The organism is Streptomyces sp. NPDC005878 (assembly GCF_040629815.1).
Taxonomy (GTDB): domain Bacteria; phylum Actinomycetota; class Actinomycetes; order Streptomycetales; family Streptomycetaceae; genus Streptomyces.
Window position 1 is genome coordinate 282,079 of record NZ_JBEXWK010000003.1, and the last position, 20,564, is coordinate 302,642.

A 20,564-nucleotide genomic window follows, 5' to 3' on the forward strand; every position below is an offset into this window, starting at 1 on the left:
GCGGCCACAGCGCACCGGCAGTCGAAGTCCGGGCCCTGAAGGGGCGCGGGGAACTGCGCGATCAGGCCCCACCGGGTCGCGGGTGAACACGGGCGTAAGCAGGGGTTCGGGGGCTTGGCCACCGAGGGGGTGTCAGGTGGGGGATTGCAGGCCCGTGCAGATCAGGACCGCGAACTCCCGCGCCCACTCCCGATCCACCGGCTCCGCACTCACCAGAGCCCGATGCACCACCGCCCCCGCCACCACATCGAAGATGAGATCGGCGTGCCGCGCGGAAGCGACCGCGTCGTCCTCGTACGGCAGTTCCCCCCGCACCTGCGCCCGCTCCCGGCCGATCAGTACGAGCCGTTTCTGGCGGTCCACGATCGCCGAGCGGATCCGTCCGCGCAGCGCGTCGTCGCGCGTGGACTCCGCGACCACCGCCATCAGCGCCGTCTTCGTCTCGGGCCGCTCCAGGATGGACGCGAACTGGAGCACCACGCCCTCCACGTCCGCCGCGAGGCTCCCGAGGTCGGGGAGTTCGAGCTCGTCGAAGAGGACCGCGACCGCGTCCACGACCAGCTCGTTCTTGCCGGCCCAGCGCCGGTACAGCGTCGTCTTGGCGACCCCCGCGCGCGTCGCCACGTCCCCCATCGTCAACTTCGACCAGCCCAGTTCCACCAGCGCCTGCCGGGTCGCCAGCAGGATCGCCGCGTCCGCCTCGGCGCTGCGAGGTCGGCCGCGGACGGCTCTGGCGGGGCTGGGTTCGGCACACATGACGTACGACCATACCGGCCGGTAAGGAAAGCGCCGGGGAACACGCTGTGGGGGAGATCACGGCCCCGGGAGGGCGCTCCCGTACGGTCTCCAGTTACGCTACGACTCGTAGCGAAAGGCTCCAGCGGCCTTGAGCGACAACCACAGAACAGACCACAGAACGACCACGCGGTCGACGACGCGGTACGACGACGCGACGCGGTACCGCGGGGATCAGGCGCCGGGTGGGGACCCAGGTGCGCCGGGATCCTGCCACGGGTTGACCACACACGCGCGCGGAAGGGGGAGGATGTACGCATGCAGCCTAGGAACATGTCCATGAGCGGCGTCGTCGACCTCGCCGCGGTGAAGGCGGCCGGTGAGGCCAAGGCCAAGGCGGAGCAGGCCCGAGTCGAGGCCGCCCGCCAGGGCGGGAGCGCGGCGGTGGCGCCGTCCGCCCTCGTGATCGATGTCGACGAGGCCGGGTTCGAGCGCGACATCCTCCAGCGTTCGGCCGAGGTGCCCGTCGTCATCGACTTCTGGGCCGAGTGGTGCGAGCCGTGCAAGCAGCTCGGCCCGCTCCTGGAGCGGCTGGCCGCGGAGTACAGCGGCCGCTTCCTCCTCGCCAAGATCGACGTCGACGCCAACCAGATGCTGATGCAGCAGTTCGGGATCCAGGGCATCCCCGCGGTGTTCGCGGTGGTCGCCGGGCAGGCGCTGCCCCTGTTCCAGGGCGCGGCCCCCGAGGCCCAGATCCGCGAGACCCTCGACCAGCTGATCCAGGTGGCCGAGGAGCGCTTCGGCCTCACCGGCATCGCCGTCGACGCGGACGCGGCCTCCTCGCAGGCCCCCGCCCCGATGGCCGGCCCGTACGACGCCCTGCTCGAAGCGGCCGTGTCGGCCCTGGACTCCGGCGACCTCGCCGGCGCGGTCCAGGCGTACAAGAACGTCCTCGCCGACGACCCCGGCCACCCCGAGGCCAAGCTCGGTCTCGCCCAGGCCGAACTGCTGCGCCGCGTCCAGGAGATGGACCCGCAGCAGGTCCGCAAGGACGCCGCCGAGAAGCCGGCCGACGTCACCGCACAGATCGCGGCGGCGGACCTGGACCTGGTCGGCGGCCATGTCGAGGACGCCTTCGGCCGCCTCGTCGAGGCCGCCCGCGTCACCGCGGGCGACGACCGCGACGCGGCGCGCGTGCGCCTGCTCGAACTCTTCGACGTGGTCGGTCCGGACGACCCGCGGGTGACCAAGGCCCGGGGCGCGCTGGCGCGCGTTCTTTACTGAACCGAGGCCCGGAGTCCGGGCCGCCTCCGGGCCCCTCAGGGGCGCTGAGCTGTCATCGCGTGCCTGTGCGGCACTGACGATTTGGCGACACGGAGACAAGCGGCGGCCGCGCTTTACCAAAACTTGGTAAACGCGGCCGCTGTTACTGGCAGTAAATTGAACTGCTTCTTACGTCCGACTTGAGACGTCTATTTCCCCTTCTGTCCGGTGACTCGGGGGTACGAAGTGTGGCGGCCCGATGCCGGGCTGTCGCGCCACGGTTATCCCTCCGTTACTGGCAAGTAACGAACCCCCTTGCGCCCCTCCCCCGAATGGACCACGATCGGCCACGCTCGGTCCAATAACGCACCAGCCCGACAGCCCTGTGGGGCGGGGCGTTTCCTGGGTCCCCACCGAGCCGGCCGGCGGCAGTGGTGCCGGACGTGGACAGGGGGGTCTCCGCTCTACCGGCGGGGCCTGTCCAGCAGGTTGTGCGTGATGCGTCAGGCGCGACCAGTGGTTGTCGCTCGGGGGTGATCGCCGGTGATTCGGACGCGGTACGCGCCTGAGGCTCGGGCGCTCCTTCCCGAGGACGTAGCACTTCTCCCATCCCTGGACAGCCTGCGAGGGTCCGTCCCGGAGATGTACGTCCGAGAAGGAGGAAAGTCATGGAGTCCCAAGTTCGTGGCGGGACCAGATGGAAGCGGTTCGCGCTGGTCATGGTGCCCAGCGTGGCTGCCACGGCGGCGATAGGCATCGGGCTCGCCCAGGGTGCGCTGGCGGCGTCGTTCAGTGTTTCCGGTGTCGACTTCAAGGTCACGGCGGACCGGTTGGAAGGTGACGACCTCCTCCAGTACGGGTCGATCGCCACCGGTACCGACCTCGAAGGCAACAAGGCCGCGCACCCCGTTGTCGTCTCGGGCTTCAGCCACGCCGAGATCTACAACATGTGCCAGTCCGTGGTCACGCCGAAGGTTCCGATCTTCGGCAACATCACGATGACGATCAACGCGGGCGGCGGCAGCGAGCCGGTCAAGGCGGACAACATCTACCTCGATGTGTCCCAGCTCGACACCGACGCCGAGTTCACCAACATCGACATCGGCGTCGCGGCGGGCCAGGGCTCGGCCAACGGCAAGACGAAGATGCAGGAGAACGCGTCGCCGAAGTCGAACGGCTACGGGTTCGCGCAGCGCGCCGAGCACGCGACGCTGAAGAAGGTCGAGCAGCGCGCGTGGGCGACCACGGCGGGCAGCTTCAAGCTGAACGGCCTCAAGCTGCGGCTGTCCACGGGCGCCAACGAGTGCCAGCTCAAGCACTAGGCACCTTCCCCGGTGGCCGCTGAGAAAGCACGGCCTCACGGCCACCGGGACCTCTTCACTTTCACAGCAACAGCGGTACCAGGGAGCTGTTTTCCATGAGCGCCGAGACCACGGGTTCCCGCGACTTCTCCTACTGGCGGCTGCGTTTCCGGGCCTGGCGGGGCAGCCGTCCGTTCTGGGCGGGCCTGTTCACCATGGCCGGTGGCGTGCCCATCGCGTACTTCCCGTACGCCAATCTCCACCTCGGGAACATCACGCTGGCCATGTCCACGACGGCCGGCGCCGGTTCGTTGATCATCGGCGTACTGCTGATCACGCTCGGCCTGACCATCTGGTACCACCAGCAGGTCCGGGTATTCGCGGGCGTCGCGGCCATTCTGCTCGCGCTGATCTCCCTGCCCGTGGCGAACATCGGCGGCTTCCTGATGGGCTTCCTGCTCGCCCTCTTCGGCGGTGCGCTCGCGCTGTCGTGGGTGCCGACGAAGCCGCGCCGGCGTGACCTGCGTGCTCAGGCCGGCAACCCCTCGGGCGACGAGCCGGACGGCAGCACCGTCCCCGGCCCGTACGAGGGAGAGCCCGGAACCGCCGTCACCGAAACGACAGTCGACGCCAATGGCGGGAGGAACAGTGCGGGGTGACGAGACGCAGCTGGACTCGACCGGAGGCGGCGACAAATCCCGTGAGAGAGGCGGGCCGCGTCACGCGGCTCCGAGGAAGTCGCTGCTGACGAAGCTGCACATGCCCGCCGGCAAGGCGATGGCGCTGGCCGCCATGCCGACGGCCATGTTCGTCGGGATGAGCCTCACGCCCAAGCTCGCGATGGCGGACGACAACCCGGACATCCCGTTCGCGCCGGGCCCCTGTGTGACGCGCTCCGACGAGCCGGGCGAGTCGCCGAGCCCGTCGTCGAGCAAGTCGACGAAGCCGGCCCCGGACCCGTCGTCCTCCGCCTCGTCCTCGTCCTCGTCGCCGGACAAGGCGGACACCAAGGACACGGAGAAGGACAAGGCCAAGGAGCCGGCCCCGACGGCCACCCCGTCGGCGGAGAAGGTCCAGCAGAAGACGTCCGCCCCGACGAAGGCACCGGCCACCGAGCCTTCGAAGACGCCCGCGCCCACCAAGTCCACCAACCCGCTGGACCCGCTGGGTCTGGGGGACGTCCTGGGCGGCATCCTGGGCGTACACCCGAGCAAGTCGTCCGCGCCGGTGACCCCGAAGCCGTCGACGACCGCGACCTCCACACCGACGGCGAAGCCGACGACCAAGGCTCCGGCGCCGACGACGACGCCGAGTAAGCCGGCGACGAAGCCCGCCACCAAGCCGGCGACGAAGACCGCGAGCAAGACGGACAGGACGGCCGACGCGATCCGCGAGGCCGCCAAGCAGGCGGGCCAGAAGGTCGAGGACCTGGCGGACGGCGCCAAGGGCCTGGACGCCAAGAAGGACACCAACGTCCCCGACGGCGCCAAGCAGCCCTTCCCGTGCCCGACGGCGGACCCGGAGGCCCTGGCCAACGCCAAGCTGGACGCGGGCGTCCCGCTGCTGCCGGACAAGCCGTGGATCCTCAAGACCACCAAGCTGACCCTGACCGGCCTGAACTACGAGGGCATCGTCGAGGTCAAGACGGGCAGCGGCAAGATCAAGAAGGTTCTGAAGTTCACGGCGACGTACGTCGGCATCGACAACCTGCACCAGCTGGTGTACGGCCCGGAGCTGAACGGCAAGCCGACCACCGCCCACGTCAAGGCGCGCGCGGGCTCCACGTCGGAGATCCGCAACGGCAAGGTGACGATGTACACGGAGGAGCTGAAGGGGAACCTCTTCGGCCTCATCCCGGTCACCTTCAGTCCCGAGACGCCGCCGCCCCTGAACGTCCCGCTCGCCATCTTCACCAACGCGACGGTCCGCCAGGCGGGCCAGTTCGGCGGCACGCTGACGGTCCCGGGCCTGCAGAACTACATCACGGACGGCAGCCCCGAGTAACCCGGGCAGCACGCAGCCGCCAAAGACCCATCCGGGAGCCGCATGTGACCGTGGCCCGCACCGAATCCGGTGCGGGCCGCAGTCGTTTCCCGCCAGGGGCCGAACGCGCCCGCCCCTACCCCCGCCGCCGCGCCCGCACCGGCCGCCGCTTCAGCACCACGTACGCCACCCCGGCCGCCACCGCCGCGCCCGCACCCAGTCCCGTCCAGCCCAGCACGCCCAGGCCGGAGGAGTCCGTGGTCGTCGTGGCCGCCGTGTTCGGCTCGGCGGCGGGCGTGGGCTTCGCCGGGTCCAGGGTGCCGATCGGGGCCGCCTTGCCAACCGCGGTGAAACCCCAGTCCAGCAGCGCCCGCGTCTCCGTGTAGACCTTGTCGCGCTTGTTCTCCTGGGGGTTCATCACCGTCACCAGGATCGTGTGGCCGTCGCGGGTCGCGGCCTCGGCGAGGGTGTTGCCGGCGTGGGACGTGTAGCCGTTCTTGCCGCCGATCAGGCCCGGGTACTTCGGTACGCCGCCGGTGCCGGAGAGCATGCGGTTGGTGTTGGAGATCCCGAACGGCTTGCCCTTGGTGTTCGGGCCGCCCGGGAACTTCGCGTCCGCCGTCGCGCAGTACTCCTTGAAGTCCTTGTTGCGCAGGCCCGAGCGGAGGAACAGCGTCAGGTCGTACGCCGAGGACACCTGGCCCTCCGCGTCGTAGCCGTCGGGGCTGCGGACGTGGGTGTCCTTGGCGCCCAGGGAGTCCGCCTTCGCCTGCATGTCCGACACCGTCTTGGGGACGCCGCCGTTCATCGACGCCAGGACGTGCACGGCGTCGTTGCCCGAGCGCAGGAACACCCCGCGCCACAGGTCGGCGCCCTGGTACGTCTGGCCCGGGACGATGCCGACCGCGCTGCTGCCGCCGCCCATCCCGTTCAGCTCGGCCGGCTCGACCTTGTGGCTCACCGTGCCCGGGACCGCGGGCAGCACCGTGTCCGCGAAGAGCATCTTCAGCGTGGAGGCGGGCGGCAGCGGCCAGTGGGCGTTGCTGGCGGCCAGCACCTGGCCGGTGTCCGCGTCCGAGACCATCCAGGACAGGGCCGAGAGGCCGGCGGGCAGCGCGGGGGCGCCCTCGCCCGTCTGGGGGCCCGGGAGGCCCAACTGCGCGCCGCCGACCGTGGACATGGCCGCGGGGGGCTGCTTGGGGGCTCCCGCGCGCGGCGCTCCGGGGCTCGGCTTCACGGGCGGGGTCGTGCCCGGCTTCACCGGGTGGGCCGCCACGGGGGCGGCGCCGCAGACCACCGCCGCCGCGGTGAGGGCCGCGATGGCCAGCGGGCGGCTGAACTGCACAGTTATCGGGGCACGCATGAACGCGAACGTACCCCACGGAATATGTAGATCCTGTTGCGGGCACTCCGCGACTGGGCAACGGAGCGCGAAGACGCCGCAGTCGGTGTATGCGCGCCGCGGTCGGTGTGTGCGCGAAGGGCGGCGACCCGGACAACTCCGGGGCGCCGCCCTTCGCCACGTACCGGAACCTCGGCGAAGCGCCGTCGGAACCTCGCCGTGCCGTGGCCGGAAATCAGCCCTGGCGGCCGTCGCCCAAGTGGTGGACGCGGACCATGTTGGTGGTGCCGGGGACCCCGGGGGGCGAGCCGGCCGTGATGACCATGGTGTCGCCCTCGTTGTGCCGCTTCAGCTTCAGCAGCTCCGCGTCGACGAGGTCCACCATCGCGTCCGTGTTGTCCACGTGCGGGACGACGAACGACTCGACGCCCCAGCTCAGCGCGAGCTGGTTGCGGGTGCCGGCGTCCGTGGTGAAGGCCAGGATCGGCTGGGCCGCGCGGTAGCGCGAGAGGCGGCGGGCCGTGTCACCCGACTTGGTGAAGGCCACCAGCGCCTTGCCGTCGAGGAAGTCCGCGATCTCGCAGGCCGCGCGGGCGACCGAACCGCCCTGGGTGCGCGGCTTCTTGCCCGGGACCAGGGGCTGGAGGCCCTTGGAGAGCAGCTCCTCCTCGGCGGCCTCGACGATGCGCGACATCGTCTTGACCGTCTCGATCGGGTAGGCGCCGACCGAGGACTCGGCGGAGAGCATGACCGCGTCCGCGCCGTCCAGGATGGCGTTGGCCACGTCGGAGGCCTCGGCGCGGGTCGGGCGCGAGTTGGTGATCATGGATTCCATCATCTGGGTCGCCACGATCACCGGCTTGGCGTTGCGGCGGCACAGCTCGATGAGGCGCTTCTGCACCATCGGGACCCGCTCCAGCGGGTACTCGACGGCGAGGTCGCCACGGGCCACCATCACACCGTCGAACGCCATGACGACGCCCTCCATGTGCTCGACGGCCTGCGGCTTCTCCACCTTGGCGATGACCGGCACGCGGCGGCCGACCTCGTCCATGACCTTGTGGACGTCCTTGACGTCGTCGGCGTCCCGGACGAAGGAGAGGGCGACCAGGTCGCAGCCCATCCTCAGGGCGAAGCGCAGGTCCTCGATGTCCTTCTCGGACAGGGCCGGGACGTTCACCGCCGCGCCGGGCAGGTTGATGCCCTTGTGGTCGGAGATGACACCGCCCTCGATGACGATGGTCTTGACCCGGGGGCCCTCGACCTCGGTCACCTTGAGCTCGACGTTGCCGTCGTTGATCAGGATCGGGTCGCCCTTGGAGACGTCGCCCGGCAGGCCCTTGTAGGTGGTCCCGCAGATCGACTTGTCGCCCGGGACGTCCTCGGTGGTGATGACGAACTCGTCACCGCGCACCAGCTCGACGGGGCCCTCGGCGAAGGTCTCCAGGCGGATCTTCGGGCCCTGGAGGTCGGCGAGCACGCCCACCGCGCGGCCGGTGTCCTCGGCGGCCCTGCGGACACGGTCGTACCGTTCCTGGTGCTCTGCCTGGGACCCGTGGCTGAAGTTGAAGCGGGCCACGTTCATACCGGCCTCGATCAGAGCAGTGAGCTGCTCGTAGGAGTCGACGGCGGGGCCCAGTGTGCAGACGATTTTGGAACGGCGCATGAGGCGATCCTATCGGTTTGTTTCGCTCCGGAATATTCCGTCTGGTGGAATGTACAAATGGGCGGAGGCGCGCTCAGGCGTGGCCTGAAACGGTCCCCGCTCAGACGCCCCTGCCCTCGGCGCCGTCGCCGGACCGGACCAGCGCGTACGTCTGCGTCGCGATCTCCAGCTCCTCGTCCGTGGGTACCACTGCCACGGCCACGCGCGCGTATTCCGGTGAGATGAGCCTCGGCGCGTCGGACCGTACGGCGTTGAGCTCGCCGTCGACCGCGAGCCCCAGCTCCTCCAGACCCAGCACGGCGGCCTCGCGCACCGGCGCCGCGTTCTCGCCCACCCCGGCGGTGAAGGCGACCGCGTCGACCTTGCCGAGCACCGCGTAGTAGGCGCCGATGTACTTCTTCAGCCGGTGGATGTAGATGTCGAAGGCGAGCGCGGCGCGCTGGTCGCCCGCCTCGATCCGGCGGCGGATCTCGCGCATGTCGTTGTCGCCGCAGAGGCCGACCAGACCACTCTTCTTGTTGAGCAGGACGTCGATCTCGTCCGTCGACATTCCGGCGACCCGCTCCAGGTGGAAGGTCACCGCCGGGTCGATGTCGCCCGAGCGGGTGCCCATGACCAGGCCCTCCAGCGGGGTGAGCCCCATCGAGGTGTCCACGCACACCCCGCCGCGCACGGCCGAGGCGGAGGCCCCATTGCCCAGGTGCAGCACGATCACGTTGACCTCGGAGGGGTCCTTGCCGAGCAGCTTCGCGGTCTCGCGCGAGACGTACGCGTGCGAGGTGCCGTGGAAGCCGTAGCGACGGATGCGGTGCGCGTCGGCGGTCTCCACGTCGATGGCGTACCGGGCCGCGTGCTCGGGCATCGTGGTGTGGAAGGCGGTGTCGAAGACGGCCACCTGCGGCAGGTCCGGGCGCAGGTCCTGGGCGGTGCGGATGCCGGTGATGTTCGCCGGGTTGTGCAGCGGCGCGACCGGGACCAGGCGCTCGATCTCGGCCATGACCTCCTCGGTGATCACGGTCGGGGCGCTGAACTTCAGCCCGCCGTGCACCACCCGGTGGCCGATCGCGGCGAGTTCGGGCGAGTCGAGGCCGAGGCCGTCCTTGGCGAGCTCCTCGGAGACCGCCTTCAGGGCGGCCCCGTGATCGGCGATCGGGCCGTTGACCTCGCGCCGGTCGCCGCCGGTCAGCGGGGTGTGCACCAGGCGGGAGGTCTCCTCGCCGATCCGCTCGACCAGGCCCGCCGCGAGTCGCGTGGAGCCGGCCATGTCGAGCAGCTGGTACTTCACCGACGACGAGCCGGAGTTGAGTACGAGGACGCGCGACGGGGTCGGGTCGGTGCTGGTCATGCGGAGGTCTCCTGCCCCTGTTCCTGCGCCTGGGCCTGGATGGCCGTGATGGCGACGGTGTTGACGATGTCCTGGACGAGGGCGCCGCGCGAGAGGTCGTTGACCGGCTTGCGCAGCCCCTGGAGCACCGGGCCGACGGCCACGGCGCCGGCCGAGCGCTGGACGGCCTTGTAGGTGTTGTTGCCGGTGTTGAGGTCCGGGAAGATCAGCACGGTGGCCTGCCCGGCCACCTCCGAGCCCGGCAGCTTGGTCGCGGCCACCGAGGGCTCCACGGCCGCGTCGTACTGGATCGGGCCCTCGATCCGCAGGTCCGGACGGGCCTCGCGGACGAGCTTGGTGGCCTCGCGGACCTTGTCGACGTCGGCGCCCGAACCGGAGGTGCCGGTCGAGTACGAGAGCATCGCGATCCGCGGGTCCACGCCGAAGCGGGCCGCGGTGGCGGCCGCCTGGACCGCGATGTCGGCCAGCTGCTCGGCGTCCGGGTCCGGGTTGACCGCGCAGTCGCCGTACACCAGCACCTTGTCGGCCAGGCACATGAAGAAGACGGACGACACGATGGACGCCTCCGGCTTCGTCTTGATGATCTCGAAGGCCGGGCGGATGGTGGCGGCGGTGGAGTGCACCGAGCCGGAGACCATGCCGTCGGCCAGGCCCTCCTGGACCATCAGGGTGCCGAAGTAGTTGACGTCCGCGACCACGTCGTACGCGAGCTCCACCGTCACGCCCTTGTGCGCGCGCAGCTCGGCGTACCGCTCGGCGAAGCGCCGGCGCAGCTCGGAGGTGTGCGGGTCGACGATCTCGCACCGGGAGACGTCGATGCCGAGGTCGGCGGCCTTCTTGCGGATGGCCTCAACGTCGCCGAGCAGGGTGAGGTCGCAGACGTCGCGGCGCAGCAGGACGTCGGCGGCGCGCAGCACCCGCTCCTCGGTGCCCTCCGGGAGCACCACCCGGCGGCGCTCCGCGCGGGCCTGTTCCAGCAGCTCGTGCTCGAACATCATCGGGGTGACGCGACCGCTGCGGGCCACCGACATCCGGGCCAGCAGGTCGGCGGTGTCGGTGTGCCGCTCGAAGAGGCCGAGCGCGGTCTCCGCCTTGCGCGGGGTGGAGGCGTTCAACTTGCCTTCGAGGGCGAAGAGTTCACCGGCCGTCGGGAAGGACCCGCCGGTGACGGCGACCACCGGGGTGCCGGGCGCGAGGCGGTCGGCGAGCTTGAGGATGGCCTCGCCGGGCCGCTCGTCCAGGGTCAGCAGGACGCCGGCTATCGGCGGCGTCCCGGCGCTGTGCGCGGCCAGCGAGCCCACCACCAGGTCGGCGCGGTCGCCCGGGGTCACGACCAGGCAGCCCGGGGTCAGGGCGTTGAGGAAGTTCGGCAGCATCGCCCCGCCGAAGACGAAGTCCAGCGCGTCCCGGGCGAGCCCGGCGTCGTCGCCGAGCAGGACCGTACCGCCGAGTGCCGAGGTGATCTGGGCGACGGTCGGCGCGGCCAGCGCGGGCTCGTCGGGCAGGACATAGCACGGCACCGGCAGCTGGGCCTTCAGCCCGTCCGCGATGGCCTCGCGGTCGCGCGGGGCCACCCGGTTGACGACCATCGCCAGGACGTCGCAGCCCAGCGCCTCGTACGCGCGGTGGGCGTTGCGCGCCTCGGCCCGCACCGACTCGGCGGGCTGGTCCTTGCCGCCGACCACCGGGATCACGGACGCGCCGAACTCGTTGGCCAGGCGCGCGTTCAGCGACAGTTCGTCCGGGAGCTGGGTGGCGGCGAAGTCGGTGCCGAGGACGAGGACCACCTCGTAGGCGCGGGCGACCTTGTGGAAGCGCTCGACGAGCTGGGAGACCAGCTCGTCGGTGCCGCGCTCGGCCTGGAGCGCGGACGCCTCGTGGTAGTCCATCCCGTACACCGTCGCCTCGTCCTGGGACAGCCGGTAGCGGGCGCGGAGCAGGTCGAAGAGCCGGTCGGGGCCGTCGTGCACGAGGGGACGGAAGACGCCCACCCGGTCCACTTGGCGCGTCAGGAGCTCCATGACTCCCAGCTCGACGACCTGGCGGCCGTCTCCCCGGTCGATCCCGGTCACGTACACGCTGCGCGTCACGCGTGCTCTCCCGTTCTGTCTGCGTCGTCGTACTGGTGGGGCGTCGTACTGGCGGGGCGGGGGCGGTGGGCGGTGCGGTGGGGCCGGGGCTCGTGCCGGGGGCGTCCCCCCAATCCTTGCCCGGCTTTTCCCTGGTACTTCCCCGGTCCTTCCCTGCGTCCTTCCCCCCGTTCCCGGGGGCGAAAAAAATCGGGGCGGTCAGCCTCGCCCTCTTGACAATACCTCTGCGCGTGGTTAAAGCGCCCGCCGGGCGAAGGTGGGGACGAAGGTCCCGCGCGGGCGGGGGAGGAAGGTCCCGGGCCCGGAGGACGGAAGGCCCGCGGGGGCGGGCGTACGGCCGCGCCGGGCGGGCGGGGCCCGTGAGGTGCGTGTGACAATCGGTTCGTCGGCCCGGTTCCTCGCGGCCGGCGGGCACGGCACCACAGAGCAGGAGACTGAGTCACGATGCGCATCGGAGTCCTCACCGCGGGCGGCGACTGCCCCGGCCTGAACGCAGTGATCCGGTCGGTCGTGCACCGGGCCCTGACCGGCCACGGCGACGAGGTCATCGGCTTCGAGGACGGGTTCAAGGGCCTGCTCGACGGCCACTTCCGCCCCCTCGACCTGGACTCCGTCAGCGGCATCCTCGCGCGCGGCGGCACCATCCTCGGCTCGGCCCGCCTGGAGCGCGCCCGGCTGCGCGAGGCCGCCGAGAACTGCGCGGAGCTGGCCCGCCGTTACGGCATCGACGCGCTCATCCCGATCGGCGGCGAGGGCACGCTGACGGCGGCCCGGATGCTCTCCGACGCCGGGATGCCGGTCGTCGGTGTGCCGAAGACCATCGACAACGACATCTCCTCGACCGACCGCACCTTCGGCTTCGACACGGCCGTCATGGTCGCGACCGAGGCGATCGACCGGCTGAAGACCACGGCCGAGTCGCACCAGCGCGTGATGGTCGTCGAGGTCATGGGGCGCCACGCGGGGTGGATCGCCTTGGAGTCCGGTATGGCGGGCGGCGCCCACGGCATCTGTCTGCCGGAGCGGCCCTTCGAGGTGGACGACCTGGTCAAGATGGTCGAGGAGCGGTTCGCGCGCGGCAAGAAGTTCGCGGTGATCTGCGTCGCGGAGGGGGCGCATCCCGCGGAGGGGGCCATGCCGTACGAGAAGGGCGCGATCGACCAGTACGGGCACGAGCGGTTCGCCGGGATCGGGAACCGGCTGGCCATCGAGCTGGAGCGGCGTCTGGGGAAGGAGGCGCGGCCGGTGATCCTCGGGCACGTCCAGCGGGGCGGGGTGCCGACCGCGTACGACCGGGTGCTCGCGACGCGGTTCGGGTGGCATGCGGTGGAGGCGGTGCACCGGGGGGACTTCGGGAACATGACGGCGTTGCGGGGGACGGATGTGGTGATGGCGCCGTTGGCGTCCGCGGTGACGGAGTTGAAGACGGTGCCGGTGGATCGGGTGTTCGAGGCGGAGTCGGTGTTCTGAGCTTGCCCCACCCCGCCCCGTTCCCTTAACCCTCCGGGGGTGGGTGGGGGTGCGCTTCCGGGTCAACCCCCCGGCCCCAGCGTGCGGGGCTGCGCCCCGCCCCCCCGGCGGGGCCTGCGGCCCCTGCACCCCGCTACGGGGCTGCGCCCCGGACCTCTTTTTCGTCTGCGGACCGTGCTGGGTTGCTCGCGCAGTTCCCCGCGCCCCTGAGGGGGACGCCCGCAATCGGAATGCTCACCTCGGCCACATGCTGTAAGGGACGCGGGGAACCGCCGAGCAACCACGACACACCCGCACCCGAAGTCCGACCCCTTCAGGGGCGCGAGGAACGGCGCGAGCAGCCACGACGCACCCGCAGTCGAGGTCCGGCCCCGAAAGGGGCGCGGGGAACGGCGCGAGCAAGCCCCACTCACCCGCAGCCGAAGCCCGGCCCCGAAAGGGGCGCGGGGAACGGCGCGAGCAACCACGACGCACCTGCAGTCGAGGTCCGGCCCCTTCAGGGGCGCGGGGAACTGCGCGACCAGCCACGACGCACCCGCAGTCGAAGTCCGGGCCCTGAAGGGGCGCGGGGAACTGCGCGAGCAAGCCCCACTCACCCGCAGACGAACCCCGGGCCAAAAAGGGGCGCGGGGAACTGCGCGAGTAAGCCCCACTCACCCGCAGACGAACCCCGGGCACAGAACCCCCTACCCCTGGGCCAGCACCCAGAAGTGGTCCACGATGCGGTCCAGGAATTCCCGCCCCGCATCCCCCGCCGTCGACTCCGTCCCCGCCCCGCTCGTTCCCCAGCTCATCGTGGACATCATGCGGCCCTGGTAGTCGGTGTGCAGTTGTTCCAGGACGTCCTGGAGGTGGTGGCGGGGGAGGGGGAGGAGTTTGGAGGCGGGGCGGACGTACGCCTGCCAGCGGGTGGTGACCGCGCTGCGCAGGAGCTCCGCGAGGTCCTCGTGCTGGCCCGTCGCCGTGACGTACTCCCGCAGCGACAGGTTCAGCGCCTGCGTCAGCGCCTCCGACTGGCGCTCGTTGCCGCGCCAGCGGCCCGACTCCTCCATCCGGAGGTACGCCCCGACGTCGAGTCCCACCCGCCTCGCCAGGTCCTCGGGGCTGAGCCCGCGGGCCATGCGGTGTTCGCGGAGCGTGGCGGCCGCGGCCATCAGATCGCCCGGGGAGCACCACAGCACCCCCGCCAGCGCGGTCAGCTCACGCGAGTCGGGGGTGGCGAACCCGCGCTCCCAGGAGGAGACGGTCTCGGGGGAGACCCGCAGCCCGTACTGGGCGTACAGACCGTAGGAGACATGGCCGGGCGCCATGCCCAGCGCCTCGCGCAGACGGCGCATGGCGGGGGCGTTGAACGGCGGGGTGGGGTGCACGCGCACACCGTAGGTGCACAGGGTGACGGCTGACCACGGTGTGTTCACCCAAATCTGTCAGTCCGTAGGAAGGTACGGCTCCACTTATCGGATGCGTCACGACCCGCCCCTCACCCCTTGACCCCCTCGCCCCCTGACCCGCCCTCACCCCTTCACCGCACCGCCCAGCGCGAAACCACCCCCCAGGCGCTGCGCGATCACCACATAGAGGAGGAGCACCGGGGTCGAGTAGAGGATCGAGAAGGCGGCCAGTTCGCCGTAGACCACCGAGCCGTAGTTGCCGAAGAAGGTGAAGAGCGAGACGGAGGCGGGGAGGCGGTCCGGGGAGAGCAGGAGCATGAAGGGGACGAAGAAGTTCCCCCACAGCATGATGAAGGTGTAGATCGTCACCACCGTCACGCCCGGCCCCATCAGCGGCAGCACCACCCGCCACAGCGTCTGCGGCATCGACGCCCCGTCCGTCCAGGCCGCCTCCTCCAGGACCCGGGGCACCCCGTCCATGAAGTTCTTCATCAGCCAGATGGCGAACGGGAGTTGCGCGGTGGCCAGGAACAGGGCCGTGCCGTACACCGTGTCGATCAGGTCGACCTGCACGAACAGCCCGTACACCGGGACCATCACCGCCGTGATCGGCAGACAGGTGGTGAACAGGACCGTCAGGAGGTACGGGCGGGTCAGGCGCGAGCGGTAGCGCGAGAGCGGATAGGCGGCCAGCACGGCGCACACCACGGTCAGGACGGTCGCGCCGCCGCACAGCACGAGGCTGTTGAGCATCGGTGTGAAGGTGATCTCGTCCGTCCACACGGCGGAGAAGTTCTCCAGTGTGGGGGAGCCCGGCACCCGCACCCGCAGGTCCGCGTCCGCGTCCAGCGAGGAGAGCAGCAGCCACAGCAGCGGCAGCGCGAACGCCGCCGCGACCGCCAGCAGCGCCGCGTCGGCGGCCAGCCGCTCCCGGGTCCGGCGGCGCGGGACGCGTCGGGGCGCGGGCCGGCTCGCGCGTCGGGGCACGCTCATACCTCCACCCTCATCAGCCGCAGGTACACCACCGAGAACAGGGCCCCCACCAGGAGCAGCAGCAGCGCCACGGCCGTCCCGTAGCCGATCAGGCTCTTCACGAAGGCCTGGTCGTACATGAACACCGGGAGCGTCTGGCTGCGCCGGCCCGGACCGCCCCGGGTCATCGCCCAGATCAGCCCGAAGACGGACAAGGTCTGGAGGGTGTTGAGCATCAGGTTGGTGCCGATCGAGCGGCGGATCATCGGCAGGGTGATGTGCCAGAGCCGGCGCAGCCCGCTCGCGCCGTCGACCTCGGCCGCCTCGGTGATCTCCTGCGGGATCTCGGAGAGCGCGGCCGAGTAGATCAGCATGGAGAAGGCGGTGCCGCGCCAGACGTTGGCGAAGGAGACGGCCAGGATGGGCAGGCCGTACAGCCAGTTCTGGGTGGGCAGATGGAGCTGGTCGAGGAGGGCGTTGAGGGTGCCCTCGTGGCGGAAGAAGGCGTACAGCAGGAACGCGGCGACGATCTCCGGCAGCACCCAGGCCGCGATCACCAGCGTCCCCGTCAGGGTGCGCACCGGCCGCGAGGCGCGCCGCATCAGGGCGGCGAGCGCGAGGCCGAGGGTGTTCTGCCCGGCGATCGAGGAGATCACGGTGAAGACCAGCGTCAGCCAGACGGCGTTGCGGAAGCCCGGGTCGGCGAACGCCCGCCGGAAGTTGGCGAACCCGACGAAGGCGGTGCCGGAGGCGCCGGTCAGCCGCATGTCGGTGAAGGCGATGTAGACGCAGTAGCCGATGGGTCCGGCGAGGAAGAGCAGCAGGAGGAGGGTGGCGGGGGCGAGGGGAAGCCAGCGCAGCGCCGCCGCACGCCCCGTGCCCTTTCCCCGGCCCCGGCCGCCCGCCCCGGCGCCCCGCGCCCGGTCCGTGCCGTCCGCCCCGGCACCCTGCGCACGGTCCGTGCCGCGCGTCCCGGCGCCCCGTGTCCGACCTCCGCCGCCCGCGCCGGACGTACGCGCTCGCCCCCCACCGCCCGCCCCGGCCCCCCGAGCCCGCCCCCCGCCCGTACGCGCGGCGCCCCTCACCGCTTCGTCACCGCGCCGCCGGTGATCGTGGCCAGTTGTTCGTCGTACGCCCTGGCCGCCTCCGCGGGCGTCGCGTCGCCGGTGGTCACCGCCTCCATCGCCTCGCCGATCGCCGTCGACACCTGGGGATAGACGGGGAGCGCCGGGCGGTAGTGGGTGTACTTGACCAGGCCGGTGAAGAAGGAGATGCCGGGGGTCGAGCGCAGGTACGCCGGGTCGGCCGCCACGTCGTCGCGCACCGCGATCTGGGCGTCCGCCACGGCCCACTTCACGGCGTTCGCGGGCGTCTGCATCGACCGCACGAACTCCCAGGCGAGCGAGGGGTTCTTGGACTTCTTCGGGATCGCCCAGGTCCAGCCGCCGGACAGGGAGACCCGGCCGGGCGCCTGCCCGTCCTTGGTGGGCATCGCCGCCTGCCCCAGCACGCTCGACCACTGCGGCCAGTCCCGGGTGCCCCGGCCGCTCCAGAACTGGCCCAGCCACGAGCCGTCTAGCGCGATCGCGAGCTTGCCCTCGGGCAGCCACTCGGTGGCGACGCGGGTGTTCACATTGGGGTCGAGCGCGTCGGCGACGTTCGGGCCGAGCTTCTCCCCGTACACCGTCCGGACGAAGCCCAGCGCGTCCTGGAAGCCCTGTGAGCCGGTGACCCACTTCTTGGCGGCGGGGTCGTACAGGGGGTTGTCGCCGGTCCCGTACAGCAGCATCTCGAAGCCCTGCATCACCGCCGCCTCGCCGACCGCCTTGCCGGTGAGGACGTTGAGCGGGATGACGCCGGGGACCTTCCTCTTGAGGGTGCGGGCGGCGTCGAGGATGTCCGCCCAGTTCCTCGGCTGCCAGTCCTCGGGCAGCCCCGCCTTCGCGAACAGCCGCTTGTTGAACCACAGGCCCCGGGTGTCGGTGCCGTCCGGGACGCCGTAGGTCCTGCCGTCCTCCGCCCTGGCCGCCGTCTTCGCCGTGGGCACGAAGCGGCTCCAGCCGTCCCAGGAGGCCAGCCGGTCGTCGAGCGGGCTCAGATAGCCGGCCTTGATGTCGGAGTTGATGCGGAAGGTGTCCTCGTAGACCAGGTCCGGCGCGGTCTTGCCCGAGCGCATCATCTGCTGGGCCTTGGTGGCGTAGTCGTTGTCCGGGGCCTGGATGGGGACGAGCTTGACCTTCTTGCCGGGGTGGTCCCGCTCGAACTGCCGCTTCACCGACGCCAGGAAGTCGTCCTTGAAGCGGACGGTGTGGTCGGTGGAGCGGTTGTAGGCGACCTTGACGGTGTCCGAACCGCCGCCGGAGCCACCGCAGGCGGTGAGCGAACCGGCGGCGAGCGCGGTGGCGAGGACCAGCGGGACTACGGCGGTGGGACGCACGGCACGACCTCCTCGGGACACGAGTGGCTGCCCGGTGAACGTAAAGCCGCCCCGGTCCATGGTCAATGGGGCCCGTCGGCCGCCGCCTACGGCTGACGTTCCGTCAAGTACCCTGTCAGCGGCGGGAGTCGAGCCAGCGGTACTGGAGCTCCGGGCGTCCGATCTGCCCGTACTGCGGGGTCCGCTCGGCGCGGCCCGAGGTGACCAGGTGCTCCAGATAGCGCCGCGCGGTGATGCGCGAGATGCCGACCGCCTCGGCGGCCTCGGAGGCGGTGACACCGCTCGCCGAGGACCGCAGGGTGCGGGTCACCGCCTGGAGCGTGGGCGCGCTCAGCCCCTTGGGCAGGGCCGTGGGCTGCGGGACGCGCAGGGTGGACAGGGCCCGGTCGACCTCCTCCTGCCCGGACGCCTCCCCGGCGGTCGCGCGGAACTCGGCGTACCGCACAAGCCGGTCGCGCAGGGTGGCGAAGGTGAAGGGCTTCAGGACGTACTGCACCACCCCCAGCGAGACGCCCTCGCGCACCATCGTCAGATCGCGCGCCGAGGTCACCGCGATGACGTCCGCGCCGTGCCCGGCCGCCCGCAGCGAACGCACCAGCTGGAGGCCGTGCCCGTCCGGCAGATAGAGGTCGAGCAGCAGCAGATCGACCTCGACGCGGTCGAGCACCCGCAGCGCCTCGGCCCGCGAGTGCGCGGTCCCGGCCACCGTGAAGCCGGGCACCCGGCCGACGTAGAGCCGGTGCGCGTCGGCGGCGACGGGGTCGTCCTCGACCACCAGCACTCTGATGGGCTCGCCGGTGGGCCCCTGGGTGGCCGTCACGCCGGCACCGCCTCCCCGCTCAGCGGCAGCCGTACGGTGAACTCGGCGCCCCCGTAGGGCCCCTGGGCCAGCGCCACGCTTCCGCCGTGCCGGGCCACCGTCATCCGCACCAGCGCCAGACCGATGCCGCGCCCCGGGCTCTTGGTGGACCAGCCGCGCTCGAAGACCGCGTCCGCGGCGGCCGGATCGACGCCCCGGCCGCTGTCCGCGACCCGGACCACCAGCTCCTCGTTCTCGGTGGTGAGGGTGACCGCGACCCGGGCGCCCGCGCTGCCCTGGGCCGCGTCGACCGCGTTGTCCACCAGGTTGCCCAGGACCGTGACCAGGTCGCGCGGGGGCAGGGTGGACGGCAGCAGCCCGTCCTCGATGGCGCTGCCCTCGGTGAGCGCCAGCGCCACCCCGTGCTCATGGGCCTGGGCCGCCTTGCCGAGCAGCAGCGCGGCGAGCACCGGTTCGCCCACCGCCGTGACCACCTGGTCGGTGAGGGCCTGGGCGAGCTCCAGCTCGGCCGTGGCGAACTCCACCGCCTCCTGGACGCGGCCCAGCTCGATGAGGGAGACCACCGCGTGCAGCCGGTTCGCGGCCTCGTGCGCCTGCGCCCGCAGCGCCTGGGTGAACCCGCGCTCGGAGTCCAGCTCGCCGGAGAGCGCCTGGAGTTCGGTGTGGTCGCGCAGGGTCACCACGGTGCCCCGCCGGCCGCCGCTGGAGACCGGCCGGGTGTTGACCACGACGATCCGGTCGGCCGTCATGTGGACCTCGTCCGCCCTCGGCTCGCTCGCGAGCAGCGCCCCGGCGAGCCGCGCGGGCAGCCCGAGGTCGGCCACCGACCGGCCCACCGCGTCCTCGCCGAGTCCGAGCAGCTCCCGGCCGCCGTCGTTGATGAGCGCGATCCTGCGCTGCCCGTCCAGCATCAGCAGCCCCTCGCGCACCGCGTGCAGCGCGGCCTGGTGGTAGTCGTGCATCCGGCTCAGCTCGGCCGCGTTCATGCCGTGGGTGTGCCGCCGCAGCCGCGCGTTGATCACATAGGTGCCGAGCCCGCCGAAGGCCAGCACCCCGGAGGCGACCGCGAGCAGCGCCGCCATCTGCTCGCGGACCTGCGCGCTGATCGTGTCGATGGTGATGCCCGCGCTGACCAGGGCGGTGATCCGGCCGTGGTCGCGCACCGGAGCTACGACCCGCACGGACGGCCCGAGCACGCCCATGTGCGTCTCGCTGAACGTCTCGCCGCGCAGCGCGGGCCGGATGTCGCCGAGGTACTTGCGGCCGATCTCCCCCGGCACCGGATGCGTCCAGCGGGTCCCGTCGGGGGCGAGGACCACCACGAAGTCGACCCCGGCGGTGTGCCGCAGGGTCTCGGCGTACGGCTGGAGGGCCGCCGTCGGGTCCTTGGAGCGGACCGCCTCGGCCACCGCGGGCGAGGTGGCCACGGCGGTCGCGATCGCGGTGGTCTGGCGCCGGGCGGTCTCCTCGGCCTGGGTCCGGTCATGGACGTACGAGTAGAGCGCGCAGCCCGCCACGATCGCCGCGACCAGCACCACCTGCATGGCGAAGAGCTGGCCCGCGAGGCTGCGGGGTCGGGGTATGCGCATGCCGGACAGTGTGCACCCGCGCACATCACGGTGAGGACAAGCCGTGTGAACGAAATGCACGCAAGGGTGACCGGCGTCACAGCCTGGGCGATAGTCGCGGAGATCCATCGAGCCACCGGGACACAGACGCCCGTACGCGGGACGCGTACGGAAGCAGGAG

At 71.5% G+C, this 20,564-nt stretch carries 16 protein-coding genes; 5 read left to right on the forward strand and 11 right to left on the reverse strand.

Translation table 11 applies throughout. The features are described 5' to 3' along the window. Positions 1 to 132 precede the first annotated feature (132 nt). Positions 133 to 756 (reverse strand): TetR/AcrR family transcriptional regulator, encoded by a 624-nt coding sequence (locus tag ABZ404_RS07590; protein WP_358835421.1) that lies wholly within the window; start codon positions 754 to 756, stop codon positions 133 to 135. Between the two features lie 297 nt (positions 757 to 1,053). Between ABZ404_RS07590 and ABZ404_RS07595 the strand changes: the two genes are divergently transcribed. The 4 genes from ABZ404_RS07595 to ABZ404_RS07610 all read left to right on the forward strand — a co-directional run bounded on the left by ABZ404_RS07595 (position 1,054) and on the right by ABZ404_RS07610 (position 5,303). After that, complete coding sequence (locus ABZ404_RS07595) at positions 1,054 to 2,019, forward strand: tetratricopeptide repeat protein (RefSeq protein WP_358835422.1); 966 nt, start codon at positions 1,054 to 1,056, stop codon at positions 2,017 to 2,019. A gap of 647 nt (positions 2,020 to 2,666) precedes the next feature. After that, positions 2,667 to 3,320, forward strand: coding sequence for a DUF6230 family protein (locus tag ABZ404_RS07600; RefSeq protein WP_358835423.1), 654 nt, complete (start codon positions 2,667 to 2,669; stop codon positions 3,318 to 3,320). 95 nt (positions 3,321 to 3,415) lie between these two features. Next, entirely contained in the window at positions 3,416 to 3,958 is a 543-nt protein-coding gene (locus tag ABZ404_RS07605; RefSeq protein ID WP_358835424.1) for a DUF6114 domain-containing protein, read from the forward strand. Then, on the forward strand, positions 3,948 to 5,303 hold the full coding sequence (locus tag ABZ404_RS07610) for a hypothetical protein (RefSeq protein ID WP_358835430.1): 1,356 nt from the start codon (positions 3,948 to 3,950) through the stop codon (positions 5,301 to 5,303). Before ABZ404_RS07605 ends, ABZ404_RS07610 begins: the two co-directional genes overlap by 11 nt. Positions 5,304 to 5,418: 115 nt before the next feature. On the opposite strand, the gene ABZ404_RS07615 is transcribed toward ABZ404_RS07610, so the two are convergent. The 4 genes from ABZ404_RS07615 to pta all read right to left on the reverse strand — a co-directional run bounded on the left by ABZ404_RS07615 (position 5,419) and on the right by pta (position 11,725). After that, positions 5,419 to 6,645, reverse strand: coding sequence for a D-alanyl-D-alanine carboxypeptidase (locus ABZ404_RS07615; protein ID WP_358835425.1), 1,227 nt, complete (start codon positions 6,643 to 6,645; stop codon positions 5,419 to 5,421). A gap of 214 nt (positions 6,646 to 6,859) precedes the next feature. Beyond that, positions 6,860 to 8,290, reverse strand: coding sequence for a pyruvate kinase (pyk, locus tag ABZ404_RS07620; RefSeq protein WP_358835426.1), 1,431 nt, complete (start codon positions 8,288 to 8,290; stop codon positions 6,860 to 6,862). 100 nt (positions 8,291 to 8,390) lie between these two features. After that, positions 8,391 to 9,635 carry an acetate kinase gene (locus ABZ404_RS07625; RefSeq protein ID WP_358835427.1) on the reverse strand — a complete coding sequence of 415 codons (1,245 nt, stop codon included), beginning with the start codon at positions 9,633 to 9,635 and terminating at the stop codon, positions 8,391 to 8,393. Next, on the reverse strand, positions 9,632 to 11,725 hold the full coding sequence (gene pta, locus ABZ404_RS07630) for a phosphate acetyltransferase (RefSeq protein ID WP_358835428.1): 2,094 nt from the start codon (positions 11,723 to 11,725) through the stop codon (positions 9,632 to 9,634). Before pta ends, ABZ404_RS07625 begins: the two co-directional genes overlap by 4 nt. A 444-nt stretch (positions 11,726 to 12,169) precedes the next feature. Here pta and ABZ404_RS07635 point away from each other — a divergent pair, with 444 nt between their 5' ends. Then, positions 12,170 to 13,195, forward strand: a complete 1,026-nt coding sequence (locus tag ABZ404_RS07635) for an ATP-dependent 6-phosphofructokinase (protein ID WP_358835429.1) — start codon at positions 12,170 to 12,172, stop codon at positions 13,193 to 13,195. Positions 13,196 to 13,881: 686 nt separating this feature from the next. Here ABZ404_RS07635 and ABZ404_RS07640 read toward each other — a convergent pair. The 6 genes from ABZ404_RS07640 to ABZ404_RS07665 form a co-directional block, all read right to left on the reverse strand. Beyond that, a complete protein-coding gene (locus tag ABZ404_RS07640; RefSeq protein ID WP_358837640.1) occupies positions 13,882 to 14,532 on the reverse strand; it encodes a helix-turn-helix transcriptional regulator in 651 nt (216 codons plus the stop codon). 177 nt (positions 14,533 to 14,709) lie between these two features. Next, the gene (locus tag ABZ404_RS07645; RefSeq protein WP_358837638.1) at positions 14,710 to 15,579 is read right to left on the reverse strand and encodes a carbohydrate ABC transporter permease; all 870 of its coding nucleotides are present in this window, start codon (positions 15,577 to 15,579) and stop codon (positions 14,710 to 14,712) included. Continuing rightward, a complete protein-coding gene (locus ABZ404_RS07650) occupies positions 15,576 to 16,418 on the reverse strand; it encodes a sugar ABC transporter permease (protein ID WP_358837639.1) in 843 nt (280 codons plus the stop codon). Before ABZ404_RS07650 ends, ABZ404_RS07645 begins: the two co-directional genes overlap by 4 nt. Before the next feature lie 221 nt (positions 16,419 to 16,639). Continuing rightward, complete coding sequence (locus tag ABZ404_RS07655) at positions 16,640 to 17,995, reverse strand: ABC transporter substrate-binding protein (protein ID WP_358836049.1); 1,356 nt, start codon at positions 17,993 to 17,995, stop codon at positions 16,640 to 16,642. A gap of 115 nt (positions 17,996 to 18,110) precedes the next feature. Continuing rightward, positions 18,111 to 18,815 carry a response regulator gene (locus ABZ404_RS07660; RefSeq protein ID WP_358836048.1) on the reverse strand — a complete coding sequence of 235 codons (705 nt, stop codon included), beginning with the start codon at positions 18,813 to 18,815 and terminating at the stop codon, positions 18,111 to 18,113. Beyond that, a complete protein-coding gene (locus ABZ404_RS07665; protein ID WP_358836047.1) occupies positions 18,812 to 20,404 on the reverse strand; it encodes a sensor histidine kinase in 1,593 nt (530 codons plus the stop codon). The genes ABZ404_RS07660 and ABZ404_RS07665 overlap by 4 nt, the downstream gene beginning before the upstream one ends. Between the last annotated feature and the right edge of the window lie 160 nt (positions 20,405 to 20,564).

Excerpts from the sequence above, each read along its gene's own strand:
- ABZ404_RS07590 (WP_358835421.1), bottom strand. The coding sequence starts at position 756 with ATGTGTGCCGAACCCAGCCCCGCCAGAGCCGTCCGCGGCCGACCTCGC.
- ABZ404_RS07595 (WP_358835422.1), top strand. The coding sequence starts at position 1,054 with ATGCAGCCTAGGAACATGTCCATGAGCGGCGTCGTCGACCTCGCCGCG.
- ABZ404_RS07600 (WP_358835423.1), top strand. The coding sequence starts at position 2,667 with ATGGAGTCCCAAGTTCGTGGCGGGACCAGATGGAAGCGGTTCGCGCTG.
- ABZ404_RS07605 (WP_358835424.1), top strand. The coding sequence starts at position 3,416 with ATGAGCGCCGAGACCACGGGTTCCCGCGACTTCTCCTACTGGCGGCTG.
- ABZ404_RS07615 (WP_358835425.1), bottom strand. The coding sequence starts at position 6,645 with ATGCGTGCCCCGATAACTGTGCAGTTCAGCCGCCCGCTGGCCATCGCG.
- pyk (WP_358835426.1), bottom strand. The coding sequence starts at position 8,290 with ATGCGCCGTTCCAAAATCGTCTGCACACTGGGCCCCGCCGTCGACTCC.
- ABZ404_RS07625 (WP_358835427.1), bottom strand. The coding sequence starts at position 9,635 with ATGACCAGCACCGACCCGACCCCGTCGCGCGTCCTCGTACTCAACTCC.
- ABZ404_RS07635 (WP_358835429.1), top strand. The coding sequence starts at position 12,170 with ATGCGCATCGGAGTCCTCACCGCGGGCGGCGACTGCCCCGGCCTGAAC.
- ABZ404_RS07640 (WP_358837640.1), bottom strand. The coding sequence starts at position 14,532 with ATGCGCCGTCTGCGCGAGGCGCTGGGCATGGCGCCCGGCCATGTCTCC.
- ABZ404_RS07645 (WP_358837638.1), bottom strand. The coding sequence starts at position 15,579 with ATGAGCGTGCCCCGACGCGCGAGCCGGCCCGCGCCCCGACGCGTCCCG.
- ABZ404_RS07665 (WP_358836047.1), bottom strand. The coding sequence starts at position 20,404 with ATGCGCATACCCCGACCCCGCAGCCTCGCGGGCCAGCTCTTCGCCATG.